The 12,564-nt window shown below is 70.8% G+C and carries 10 protein-coding genes and 1 pseudogene; 8 read left to right on the forward strand and 3 right to left on the reverse strand.

Features of this window, described 5'->3' with window-relative positions; genetic code table 11:
* Positions 1–1,773: pseudogene (locus DQW85_RS06705) on the forward strand (hypothetical protein); the annotation flags it as partial.
* 81 nt (positions 1,774–1,854) lie between these two features.
* Here DQW85_RS06705 and DQW85_RS06710 read toward each other — a convergent pair.
* Positions 1,855–2,757: a TauD/TfdA dioxygenase family protein gene (locus DQW85_RS06710; RefSeq protein WP_113699520.1), complete on the reverse strand. Its 903-nt coding sequence runs from the start codon at positions 2,755–2,757 to the stop codon at positions 1,855–1,857.
* 288 nt (positions 2,758–3,045) lie between these two features.
* Between DQW85_RS06710 and dacB the strand changes: the two genes are divergently transcribed.
* The 6 genes from dacB to DQW85_RS06740 all read left to right on the forward strand — a co-directional run bounded on the left by dacB (position 3,046) and on the right by DQW85_RS06740 (position 8,800).
* Entirely contained in the window at positions 3,046–4,539 is a 1,494-nt protein-coding gene (gene dacB, locus DQW85_RS06715) for a D-alanyl-D-alanine carboxypeptidase/D-alanyl-D-alanine endopeptidase (RefSeq protein WP_113699521.1), read from the forward strand.
* Between the two features lie 185 nt (positions 4,540–4,724).
* The gene (locus DQW85_RS06720; RefSeq protein WP_113699522.1) at positions 4,725–5,510 is read left to right on the forward strand and encodes a GntR family transcriptional regulator; all 786 of its coding nucleotides are present in this window, start codon (positions 4,725–4,727) and stop codon (positions 5,508–5,510) included.
* On the forward strand, positions 5,501–5,728 hold the full coding sequence (locus DQW85_RS06725; protein WP_109526215.1) for a 4Fe-4S dicluster domain-containing protein: 228 nt from the start codon (positions 5,501–5,503) through the stop codon (positions 5,726–5,728). Before DQW85_RS06720 ends, DQW85_RS06725 begins: the two co-directional genes overlap by 10 nt.
* Positions 5,729–5,742: 14 nt before the next feature.
* Entirely contained in the window at positions 5,743–7,155 is a 1,413-nt protein-coding gene (locus DQW85_RS06730; protein WP_113699523.1) for an ABC transporter substrate-binding protein, read from the forward strand.
* The gene (locus tag DQW85_RS06735) at positions 7,155–8,039 is read left to right on the forward strand and encodes an ABC transporter permease (protein ID WP_113699524.1); all 885 of its coding nucleotides are present in this window, start codon (positions 7,155–7,157) and stop codon (positions 8,037–8,039) included. Before DQW85_RS06730 ends, DQW85_RS06735 begins: the two co-directional genes overlap by 1 nt.
* Positions 8,036–8,800 (forward strand): ABC transporter ATP-binding protein, encoded by a 765-nt coding sequence (locus tag DQW85_RS06740; RefSeq protein ID WP_113699525.1) that lies wholly within the window; start codon positions 8,036–8,038, stop codon positions 8,798–8,800. The genes DQW85_RS06735 and DQW85_RS06740 overlap by 4 nt, the downstream gene beginning before the upstream one ends.
* A 33-nt stretch (positions 8,801–8,833) precedes the next feature.
* On the opposite strand, the gene DQW85_RS06745 is transcribed toward DQW85_RS06740, so the two are convergent.
* On the reverse strand, positions 8,834–10,009 hold the full coding sequence (locus DQW85_RS06745; protein ID WP_113699526.1) for an RNA-guided endonuclease InsQ/TnpB family protein: 1,176 nt from the start codon (positions 10,007–10,009) through the stop codon (positions 8,834–8,836).
* A complete protein-coding gene (gene tnpA / locus DQW85_RS06750; protein ID WP_113699527.1) occupies positions 10,002–10,424 on the reverse strand; it encodes an IS200/IS605 family transposase in 423 nt (140 codons plus the stop codon). The genes DQW85_RS06745 and tnpA overlap by 8 nt, the downstream gene beginning before the upstream one ends.
* Before the next feature lie 154 nt (positions 10,425–10,578).
* Here tnpA and DQW85_RS06755 point away from each other — a divergent pair.
* Positions 10,579–12,564 (forward strand): fumarate reductase/succinate dehydrogenase flavoprotein subunit (locus DQW85_RS06755; protein ID WP_113699528.1); only part of this gene is annotated, 1,986 nt, incomplete at its 3' end.

Raw genomic sequence — 12,564 nt, forward strand, 5'->3', positions numbered from 1 at the left:
CAGAACGTGGTCGCCGACTCGGCCAACATCTCGGCCATGGTCGGCTGGCCCGCCGGCGGCGACCCGGTCACCAAACAGCTCTCCTACACCAACACCGGCGACCAGCCGGTCACCCTCACCCTGACCTCCGACAGCCCCTACACCCTGTCCAGCGACCGGCTGGAGATTCCCGCGCACGGCGACGCCGCCGTCACCCTCACCCTCAAGAGCGGCCTGGCCACCGGCAACCACCCGGGCGTGGTGACCGCCAAGATCGGTGACTCCGTCATCCGCACCCTCGCCGGCGCCTTCATAGAACCCGAGTCCCACAACCTCACCGTGACCACCATCGGCCGCGACGGCGCGCCACCGGAATATCCCTCCGTTTCCTTGTACAACCTCAAGAGCGACCGGTACGAGCGCTTCAAGCTGAACAGCGAGGGCACCGGCACGCTGCGCCTGCCGAGCGGTGACTGGATGCTCGGCTCCTGGCTGAGCGAGGAGCGTGCGACGACCTCCGGCTACATGAAGGTGCACATCGGCACGAAGGACGAGAAGATCGTGCTCGACGCGCGCAAGGCGGCTCAGGTCCGCTTCTCGGTGGACGAGCCCACGGCAGCCCCCCAGGAATACCTGGAAATGAAGGGGCTGTACAGGAAAGGAGACCTGTCCCATGAGTGGACCATCGGCTCCCCGGGCGACCCCAACACCGGCAACTTCGTCTTCCCCGCCCCCCTGCGCGGCCTGGAGTTCATGACCAGGACGGTCTGGCAGAAGAAGGACACCGACCTCAGCCCCTACCGGTACGACCTGGTCGACCACCGGGTGGGCGGCATCCCGGCCGATCCGGGACTGCGGGCCGGCACCGCCAGACTAGTGAAGATCAATACGCAGTTCCGGGCGCAACGCGTCCCCGCGCCGGCCCAATTCGACCGTACCCCGAACCTGCGTGGATCCAGATTCATCGATCTGGGCGGCACCGATATCGCCGTGGCGTCGCCCGGCACTCTGACCAACTACGTGACCCCTGGCCGCGACTTTGGCTGGGGGCGCCTGTTCAGCAACCAGCCGAACTATGCCTACTCGGAATATACTGCCGATGCCACCTTCGGCAGGAAGCCCGCCACCGAGGTCTGGAACGCGGCGGTCACCGGGCCGACGTCCCCGCACGTGCAGCGCAAGGGCGACCAGCTCTACTACTCGGCGCGGGGCCTGTTCAGCAGCGGCACCGCCGGGCGCACCGGCTGGGACGCCACCGCCAAGGGCACGGCCGTGCTCACCAAGGACGGCGCCACCCTCAGCAACACAACCATCGACAAATGCCGCTTCGCGGAATGGTGCCCCACCGTGGCCACAGTGCCCGCCGAGACCGGAACCTACAAGATCGCCACGTCGGTACGCCGGGACGCGCCCCATGCCGGCCTGAGCACCACCGTCGACGCCACCTGGACGTTCAAGTCAGGCCACACCGACGACCTCCAGGCACTGAGCCTGCCCGCCGTCCGCTACTCACCCGAAGGACTGGATGATCACAACCGCGCCGCCACCGGATCGGTCACCACGCTGCCCATCCGGGTGGAAGGCGCCCGAGCCGACACCCTGACCGTCCAGGCCTCCTTCGACGACGGCTCCACCTGGCAACCGGTCAAGCTCCGGCGCACCGCCACCGGCTGGAGCACGACCATCACCAATCCGGCGGCCGACGGGTTCGTCTCCCTGCGAGCCACCGCCACCACCCCGACCGGTGACCAGGTCGAACAGACGATCACCCGCGCCTACGCCGTAGGCCGCTGACGAGGACCTGACACCCCGAAGAAGCCTGCGGCCCCGGTCACGATCACGTGACGGGGGCCGCGGTGAGGGGGGAGGGGGGCGTCAGGCGGCGAGCGGCGAGTAGGTCGCGGCGTCGCCGGTCAGGACCGTGCTGGGGCGGCCGTCCACGCCGACCGGCACGTCACCGGCGATGGTGACGCGGTGCAGGCGGCGCGGCCGGTCTCCGAAGTCGTGCACCACGCGGTGCTGGGTGGCCCGGTTGTCCCAGATGGCCACGTCACCGGGCGCCCACCGCCAGCGCACGGTGTTCTCGACCTGGGTGACGTGCTCCTGGATGAGCTTGATGACCGCAGCGGACGCCTGTGGCGCCAGGCCGACCAGCCGCTTGGCGAAGTCGCCCAGCAGGATCGAGCGCTCACCGGTCTCGGGGTGCACGCGTACGACGGGATGCTCGGTCTCGAAGAGGGTCGAGGCGAAGATCTCGGCCTGCTCGCGCGCCAGCTCCGGGTTGTCGGAGGCCGTCACGCGGACGTAGTCGTACTGGTTGGTGTGCACGGCCCGCAGCCTGTCGAGCAGGTCGCGCAGCTCGGCGGACAGGTACTCGTAGGCGGTCACGGTGTTGGCCCACAGCGTGTCGCCGCCGACCTCGGGCACGGTGACGGCCCGCAGCACGGAGGCCAGGGGCGGCCGGTCGACGAAGGTGACGTCGGTGTGCCAGCGGTCCACCTTCTGGCCGCCCTTGTAGTCGAGGTCGAGGACGTGGGTGTTGCCGTTCAGGGCCGGCACGGTCGGGTGGGCCGTGGTCGGCTCGCCGAGCAGCCGGGCGAAGGCCACCTGGCCCTCCGTGTCGAGGTGGTCCTGAGCGCGGAAGAAGAGCACCTTGCGCTGGAGCAGGGTGGAGCGGATCTCCGCGACGACGTCGGCGGGCAGGTCGCCGCCCAGGCGCACGCCGGAGATCTCGGAGCCTATCCGGGCCGAGACGTGGCGGGTCGAGAGGGTTGACATGGGTTTCGTCCTTCCGAGAGAGAGATGGTCGGCTAACGGAAGGAGGGACACAGAGCGCTGGCCACGCGGCAGAAGTCCACGTGACCTCGGATGGTCAGCACCGCGGTCGTCACGCCCCTAACGTAGGCAGGCCCCCGCCTAAAGTCAACACAACCGGTAGGGAATTAGGGTTTACCCAGAGACCAGGAAGTGGACAGTGAATGAGCTGTCGAGTGACGAGTCGCCCTCTCCAGGATGTCCGCGAGACCACGGGGAGGAACGATCACACCATCCTGGACACGGCAGAGCGTGGACCCCCCACGATCGTGGCGGTCGCGCCTGCGCGCCTTCCTCCCCGCCACTGCCACCGCCGCCGCCCCGCCGCCCGCGCCGCCCGCGCCGGCCGGAGAACTGGCCCGCGACCTCGATCGGATCCTGGGGGATCCACGCCTGTCCATGGCCAGGATCGGCGTCGTGGTCAAAAGCGCCGTGACCGGAGAGCCGCTGTACGAACGGGACCCGGACCAGGTCTTCACCCCCGCCTCGTTCGTCAAGCTGCTCACCTCGGCGGCGGCCCTGGACACGCTCGGTCCCGGGCACCGCTTCACCACCCGCGTGCTCGCCTCCGGGCGGCTGGCCGACGGCACGCTCCACGGCGACCTCCACCTCCAGGGGACCGGTGACCCGGCCCTCCTCCCCGGCGACCTCGACCGGCTCGCCGGGGAGGTGGCCGCCGCGGGGATCCACTCGGTCACGGGCCGTCTCGTCGCCGACGACACCTGGTTCGACGACGTACGGGTGCACGCCGACTGGGCGGTGGGCGACGAGCCCCGCCACTATGCCGCGCCCATCTCCGCCCTGGCCGCGACGCCCGACGCCGACTGCAACACCGGCGCGCTCGTCGTCACGGTCGCCCCAGGGGCGGCGCCCGGCGCTCCGGCCGAGGTGACCACCACACCGCCGACCGGCCACGTCGCCATCGACAACCGCGCCACGACCGGCCTCGCGAACGACGTGTGGATCACCCGCCCGCGCGACACGAACGAGGTCGTCGTCACCGGCGCCGTCGCAACCCGGGTCAGCTGGCGGGTCTCCGTGCCCGACGTCACGGGTTACGCGGCCGCGCTGCTGCGCGACGCCCTGGCCGCGCACGGCGTCGCGGTGGACGGCGAGACCTGCCGCGCGGCTCCGCCGACCAGCGCGTGGACCGTCGCCAGGCACGAGTCCATGCCGCTGGCGCGGCTGATGACGCCGTTCCTGAAGTGGAGCAACAACATGCACGCCGAGATCCTGGTCAAGGCGATGGGCCGGGAGGTCTGCGGGCAGGGCACCTGGGCCGCGGGGCTGAGGGTGCTCACCGAGTACGCCGAGCGTCACGGCCTGCGTACGACATGCTTCAGGGACGGCTCCGGCATGTCGCGGCTCGCCTCGCTGACGCCGGGCGAGCTGACGGACTTCCTGCTCCTCGCCCGCGCCAAGCCCTGGTTCGCCACCTGGTACGACGCCCTCCCCGTCGCCGGCCAGGGCGATCGCATGACGCGCGGCACGCTGCGCGACCGCATGAACGGCACCCCGGCGGCGGGCAAGGTGCACGCCAAGACGGCGGCGCTGACCGGGGTGTCCGGCCTGGCGGGGTACGTGGACAGCGCCGACGGCGAGCCGCTGGTCTTCTGCGTCATCTTCAACCACTTCCTGGGTGCTCCGGTCAAACACGTGGAAGAAGTGATCGCGGTCAGGCTCGCCCGCTTCAGCCGCCTCGCTGACCACAGTGGCCGGGAACCCAACGGCCACCTTGATCAGTAGCTTCCCCTCTCAGGCGGCGAGCGGCTCTGGTTGCCGCAGAACGTAGCCGCGCGGTGGCAGATCTTGCTGTGTGTGGCGCGTAGCCCCAGCTCAGCGCCGTGCCGGGGGTGCCATTGGTGGCGCAATCCGCCCGTTATCCCCTTTTCCCTACCGGATTGATAGGTTACGGGGACTGGGAGGGAGGCATGGTGACCACGACTGACACCCGACGCCGCCGGGCGGACCGCGCGCGGCAGGTCGCCGACCTGCTGCGAAGGCAGATCGTGCAGGGCCACTTCGCGCACGGCCAGCTCCCCCTGGAGGCGGCCCTGGCCCGCGAGTTCGACACCTCGCGCAACACCGTCCGTGAGGCGCTCGACCTGCTGCGCGAGGAAGGGCTGGTCGAGCGCTGCCCCGGCGTCGGCACGACCGTCGCCGCGGAGAAGTATCCCCACGGCCTGCACCGCCTGCTCGGCCTCGCCGAGACGCTGCACGAGCACGGCCAGGTGACCAACCAGGTCCGGACGATGAGCCTCATCGAGCCGCCGGCCGCGGTCAGCCACCGGCTCGGCCTCCCCGCCGGCGAGCCGGTCGTCTACCTGGAACGGCTGCGCAGCCTCAACGGCCTGCCCCTCTCCCTGGACCTGACCTATCTCGTCCGCGACGTCGGCGAGCCGCTGTTCGACGCGGACCTGGCGCACAACGACATCTTCGTGCTGCTCGAAGGGATCGCCGGGCAGCCGCTCGGCATGGCGGAGCTCACCGTCGAGGCGGTCAACGCCGACACCCACACCGCCGCCGCCCTCGGCGCGCCACGCGGCGCCGCTCTGCTCATGGTGGAGCGGCTCACCCACCTGTCCGACGGCAGGCCGGTCGACCTGGAATTCATCCGCTTCAGGGGCGACCGCCTGACCATGCGCGGGCACCTGCGCCGCGCCCCAGGCACCGGCACCGATCCCGAGATCCCAGGCGAGGAGCAGGCATGGCACTGACCAACCAGCGGGTCGAGGTCCCCGTGACCATCGACGAGGGGCTCTGCATCGACGGGTGCACGTTGTGCGTAGAGGCCTGCCCGCTCGACTCGCTCGCGATCAACGACGAGACCGGCAAGGCGTACATGCACGTGGACGAGTGCTGGTACTGCGGCCCCTGCGCCGCGCGGTGCCCCGTGGACGCGGTCACCATCAACATCCCCTACCTCCTGCGATGAAGGGACTCGCCGCGATGAAGGGACTCACGGCACTGGCGGCCGCGCTCCTGGTGGCCGCCACCGGCTGCTCCGTCTCCGGTGCGGCCGGTGGCGACGGCAAGACGAAGGTCGTCATCGGCTACCAGTCGAAGACGATCAACACGGTGACCGCCGGCACCCTGCTGCGCTCGCTCGGCTATCTGGAGAAGCGGCTCGGCGACCGCTACACGGTCGAGTGGCAGGACTACGACACCGGCGCCCCCATCACCGCGAAGATGGTCGCCGGCAAGATCGACATCGGCTCGATGGGCGACTACCCGCTGCTGATCAACGCCTCCCGCACCCAGGGCATCGCCGCCGCCCGCACCGAGCTGGTCTCCATCACCGGCTACAACCTGCGCGGCGGCCTCAACATGGTGGTCGTGCCGCCCGCCTCCAAGGCCCGTACCCTGGCCGACCTGAAGGGCGCCAAGATCTCGGCGAGCATCGGCTCCGCCGGCCACGGCACGCTCGTCCAGGCGCTGGAGAAGGACGGGATCGACCCGGCCACCGGCGTCCAGATCGTCAACCACCAGCCCGCCGTCGGCGCCGCCCAGCTCGAGTCCGGCGGCGTCCAGGGCTACGCGCAGTTCGTGGCCTGGCCGGGCCTGATGGTCTTCCAGGACAAGGGCCACCTGGTCTACGACGGCTCGGCCCTGAACGTGCCCACCTTCCACGGCGTGGTGCTGCGCCAGGCGTACGCCAAGGAGCATCCCGAGGTCGTCGAGGCGTTCCTCCAGGCGCAGATCGACGCGACCCGCTACCTCCACGAGCAGCCCCTGCGGGCCGCCGAGTCGGTGGCCAAGGTGACCGGCCTGCCCCCGGAGGTCGTCTACCTCTACAACGGCCCCGGTGGCATCTCCACCTTCGACGTCACGCTGAAGCCGCCGCTCCAGGCCGCGCACGAGCACGACGTGCCCTACCTCAAGCGCATCAACGCCGAGTTCGCCGGCGTGGACGTGTCGAAGTTCGTCAACGACTCCTACCTGCGCAAGGTGTACGGCCCGTCGTACGACACCGACCGGGCAGGCACGACGAACGCCGCAAAGATCACCGGCACCGACCCCGTCTGCGGGGTGGCCGTCTCCGATCCCAGGACCGCCTCCGAGCTCTGGCCCACCGGCTCGGCCACGACTCAGCCCGCGGCGACCCCCACCTGCCTGCTGCGGCAGATCGCCAAGGCCACGGCGGGCGTGCGTGCCGCCTACGTTCCCGACACGACCACGGGCACCCGGTGGTTCGCCGGCGAGTCGATCTGGCTGCACGACCCGAGCGCCCCGAAGAACGAGCGCTTCCTGCCCTTCACCACCCAGGACGGCGCGGACGCCTACCGGAAGGACCACCCGAAGACCGAGCCCGTCTCCTATGAAGAGGCGCTCAAGGCGGCCGGGACCGGGGGTGACGCCTGATGGGGGCGGAGGCCGAGGTGCGGCGGGCCCCGCTCGCCGTACCCACCGGCGCGCCCCGGCCCGCGCGACCGGCCACCGGAGACGGCGGGACGCCGCGCAAGGTCTGGGTGGGCTGGAGCTGGGTGGTCAGGGCGGCCTCGCTCCTGGCCGCCGCCGGGCTGTGGCAGCTGCTCACGGTCACGGACGCGCGCATCTGGCTGAGGTTCGACCGGCTGCCCACGCTCGGCGAGATCGGCGCGGAGGCCGGGCGCCAGCTCACGACTCCCCTCTACTACCTCGACCTGCTGCAGAGCCTCGTGCGGATCCTCACCGGCTTCGGCCTGGCCGCCGTCGCAGGCATCACCGTGGGAATCGCCGTCGCCCGGTCCAGGCGCACCGGCTACGTGCTGCTTCCGCTGCTCGAAGCCGTCCGGCCGATCCCCGCCATCGCGCTGGTGCCCGTGGCGATCCTGCTGTTCCCTGCGGACGAGCAGGGCATCGTGTTCATCACGTTCGCCGCCGCCTTCTTCCCCATCATGGTGAGCACCCGGCATGCCGTGCGGGCGCTGCCCACCCTGTGGGAGGACGCGGTCAGGACGCTCGGCGGCGGGCGGCGGCACGTGCTCCGGAACGTCGTGCTGCCCGGCATCCTGCCCGGGGTGTTCGGCGGCCTGTCCGTCGGCATGGGGGTGGCGTGGATCTGCGTCATCTCGGCCGAGATGATCTCCGGCGAGTTCGGGGTCGGCTACCGGACGTGGAGCTCGTACACGGTGGTGGACTACCCGGCGGTGATCGTCGGCATGGCCACCATCGGCGCGCTGGGCTGGCTCACCTCGGCCTCCATCGAGCTGCTAGGGCGCCGGGCCACGCGCTGGCTCCCCCGCGCGGAAGGGAGCCGGGCATGACGGCGCTCGCGGCTCTCGACGGAGCGGCCGACCGCCGCGACGGGCCGGCCGGGCTCGGGTTCGCCCTCGACGGGCTGTCCCTTGGCTACGGCCACGGCATGGTGCTGCGCGACGTCCACCTGGAGGTCGTGCCGAGCGAGGTGCTCGTGGTCGTCGGCGCCTCCGGCTCCGGCAAGTCCACGCTGCTGCGCGCGCTCGCCGGGCTGCTCTCGCCGTTCAGCGGGAAGATCCTCGCCGGCGGCGTCGAGGTGGCCGCCACCTCGCGCGACCGGGCCATGGTCTTCCAGGACGACGCGCTGTTGCCGTGGCGGACGGTCAGGCGCAACGTGGAGCTGCCGCTGCGGCTGCGCAAGGTCCCGCGGCGCGAGCGCGGCGCGGCGGCGGACACGTGGATCGCGCGGGTGGGCCTGGCCGGGTTCGAGGAACGGCTGCCGCGCGAGCTGTCCGGCGGGATGCGGCAGCGCGTCCAGCTCGCCCGCTCCCTCGTGGCCGCGCCCCGGGCCGTGCTGATGGACGAGCCGTTCGGCGCGCTGGACGCCCAGACGCGCGCCGAGATGCAGCGCCTCCTGCTGGACGTGCTGCGCGACACGCGGGCCACGGTCGTCTTCGTCACCCACGACGTGGACGAGGCGCTCCTGCTCGCCGACCGCGTCGCGGTGCTCGGGCAGCGCGGCGTCCGCTCCCTGATCGACGTACCCGAACCGCGCACCCCCGGCGCAGACCGGAGCGAGCTGCGCGCCCGGATCCTTGAGGAGCTGTAGGTGACTCCTCCGATGCCTGAAGGCACCGGCTTCTCAGGCCGCTTGCGCGTCCTGAAGGGCAAGCCCTGCCCTCAAGATGTTGATCGCCGCGTTCACGTCGGCGTGCGCCTCGTGCCCGCATGCCGTACACCAGAACTCGGCCTGGGTGGTGCGGTTCTCCTTCGCGCAGTGCCCGCAGCGGGCACAGGTGCGGGAGGTGCCGGCAGGGTTCACCGCGATCAGCTTCCGACCGGCGCTTTCAGCCTTGTGCGACAGGATCGTCAGGAACACCCCCCAGCCCGCATCGAGGATCGACCGGTTGAGCCCGGACTTCTGTGCGACGTTGCGTCCGGGTGCGTCGAGAGTGCCGGAGGCGCTACGGGTCATGCCGGCGATCCGCAGGTCCTCGCAGACGATCACGTCGTAGCCGCGGACCAGCGCGAGCGCGGCCTTGTGCGCTCGGTCGAAGCGTTGCCGCCTCACCTTGGCATGCAGCGCGGCGAGGCCGGCGACAGCCTTGCGGCGGCGCCCCGACCCACGCTTTTTGTGGGCGAGGTCACGCTGAGCCACCGTGAGCCGGTCGGCAGAGGCGGCAAGGTGCCGCTGGTTTTCGATGTGATCGCCGTCGCTGGTGGTCACCAGCCAAGCGACGCCCATGTCGATGCCGACGACAGCGCCCGTGGTGGGCAATGCTCCGGCGGGCACGTCGTCGCACGACAACACCACGAACCAACGGGAGCCTTCCCACTTGACGCTGATCGTCTTGACGGTGCCGAGCACAAGGCGGTGCCGGTGGACCCGCACATGCCCGACGCCCTGCAGGCGGACGAACGTAGCGGCCGGATGGTGGGGCTGGGAGTCCCATCGGCAGCCGTCACCGTCTTTGGGCCACTCGACGGTGTCGAACCGGCCCTTGAAACGCGGGAACCCGGGCGAGCGGCCTGCTTTGACGCGGTCGAAGAACGCGCGGAACGCCTTGTCGAGCCGTCGCAGGGTGGCCTGCTGGGAGGAGAACGACCAGCGTGCCTGCCCGTCGGGGTCGTCGGCGCGGATGTGCTTCAACTCTGCCGACTGATCGCCGTAGCGCACCGTCACGCCCGCTTTGCGGTAGGCCGTACGGCGATGCTCAAGTGCCGCATTGTAGAGCCGCCGGTGCTCTTCCAAGCAGGCGGCGAGCGCAACGGCCTGCTTGGTGGTGGGGCGCAGCAGGAACTTGAACGTCCTACGCATGGCCGCCCGCCTTGGGTGCCCTCTCGTACTGCGTCTCGATGTAGCGCCGCACCGTCTGGGCAGACACGGCGCCGACCGTGGCCACGAAGTAGGACCGTGACCACAGTGTGGGCAGCCGGGAGCGCAGGTGCGGAAACTCGGCGCGCAGGTGGTGGGAAGTGAACCCCTTGAACTGGTTGGCCACATACGACGGCGAGTTCTTCGGGTGCGGCTTGACGAATAGGTGCACGTGGTCGGGCATCACCTCTAGCGCCACGATCTCCCAGCCGCGCTCGTCGGCCTTGGCCTGGATCAGCTTTTCCAGGCGGGTCTTCACTCGCCCGCCGAAGACCGGACGGCGGTACTTCGGGCACCACACGACGTGGTACCCGAGGTCGTACGCCGCACTCGGGGAGGTGCGCACCTGACGAGCCACACGATCATTACAACAGTGCCGCACATCTAATGAGCGATGAACGGAGATCTTTGATGCGCACACCGGACAGGTCAGGGCACGCTCGGGCCTTGACGGCCCTCCCGCTCCCGATTCCCCCATCGCCTAAAGGCGACGGTCGCCTCAGGAGAGTCTGATGGAGATCCCCTCGATCGAGGACGCGCTCCACCTGGAGTGCGAGGTGCTCGTCGTCGGCGGCGGCACCGCCGGCACGATGGCCGCGATCACCGCCGCCGAGCGCGGCGCGCGGGTCCTGCTCCTGGAGAAGGCGCACGTACGGCACAGCGGCGCGCTCGCCATGGGCATGGACGGGGTCAACAACGCCGTCATCCCCGGCAAGGCCACGCCCGAGGACTACGTCGCCGAGATCACCCGGGCCAACGACGGCGTCGTCAACCAGAAGACGATCTACCAGACGGCCACCCGGGGCTACGAGATGGTGCGCCGCCTCGAACGGTACGGCGTGAAGTTCGAGAAGGACGAGTACGGCGAGTACGCGGTCCGCAAGGTGCACCGCTCGGGCAGCTACGTGCTGCCGATGCCGGAGGGCAAGGACGTCAAGAAGGTCCTCTACCGGGTGCTGCGCCGCCGCGACATCCGTGACAAGGTGCGCATCGAGAACCGGGTGATGCCGGTGCGCGTGCTCACCGTGGACGGCCGGGCGGCCGGGATCGCCGGGTTCGACACCAGGTCGGGGCGGTTCGTCACGGTCTCGGCCGGAGCGGTGATCCTCGCGACCGGTGCGTGCGGCCGGCTCGGGCTGCCCGCCAGCGGCTACCTCTACGGAACCTACGAGAACCCCACCAACGCCGGCGACGGCTACGCCATGGCCTACCACGCGGGCGCCGAGCTCAGCGGCATCGAGTGCTTTCAGATCAACCCGCTGATCAAGGACTACAACGGCCCGGCCTGCGCCTACGTGGCCAACCCGTTCGGCGGCTACCAGGTGAACAACCGGGGCGAGCGGTTCGTCGACTCCGACTACTGGTCGGGCCAGATGATGGCCGAGGTGGCCGCCGAGATCGACTCCGCCCGCGGGCCGATCTACCTCAAGCTCACCCACCTGCCGGACGAGACGATCAGCGCGGTGGAGAACATCCTGCACTCGACCGAGCGACCCACTCGTGGCACGTTCCACGCCGGCCGCGGCCACGACTACCGCACGCACGACGTGGAGATGCACATCTCCGAGATCGGCCTGTGCGGCGGCCACTCGGCGTCGGGAGTGTGGGTGGACGAGCACGGCGCCACGACGGTGACCGGCCTCTACGCGGTGGGCGACCTGGCCTGCGTGCCGCACAACTACATGATCGGCGCGTTCGTCTTCGGCGATCTGGCCGGAACCCACGCGGCCGGGCACCACGCGCCCCCGGCGGCCCTGCCCGGCGACCAGATCGCCGCCGCGCACGAGCTGGTCTACCGGCCGCTGCGCAACCCGGACGGACCGCCGCAGCAGCAGGTGGAGTACAAGCTGCGCCGCTTCGTCAACGACTACGTCGCGCCGCCCAAGACCGGGGCCAAGCTGGAGATCGCCCTGGAGTCGTTCGAGCGGATGCGCGACGAGATCGCCGCCATGGGGGCGCGCACCCCGCACGAGCTCATGCGCTGCGCCGAGGTGGACTTCATCCGCGACTGCGCCGAGATGGCGGCCCGCGCGTCGCTCACCCGCACCGAGAGCCGCTGGGGCCTTTACCACGAGCGCGCCGACCAGCCGGCCCGCGACGACGCCTCCTGGCTGTTCCACCTGAACCTGCGCCGGCGGGCCGACGGCGCGATGGAGTTCGTCAAGCGGCCGGTGGAGCCCTACCTGGTGCCGGTGGAGGAGTTCGCGCCGGTCGCCGCCGAGCCGGTGGTGCTGGGGGCGCACGCCTCCACCGCCGTGCGGCGCGCCACGGCCGAGCGGTCGGTCCGGACCGCCGTCGGCCGCTCCCCCCGCATCCTGGAGCTCCACCAGTTGGCGGAGGAGCAGCCCACGCTCGACCAGCTCGCCCCGTACCTCTCCGACCCCGACTCCAAGGTGCGCCGCGCCGCCATCGCCACCCTCACCGAGACCGTGCCGGCGGGCGCGGGCGCCGCGCTGGTCGCCGCACTCGCCGACGGGCACGGCACGGTACGGCGGGCC

The organism is Nonomuraea lactucae, assembly GCF_003313395.1.
GTDB classification, from domain to species: Bacteria; Actinomycetota; Actinomycetes; order Streptosporangiales; family Streptosporangiaceae; genus Nonomuraea; species Nonomuraea lactucae.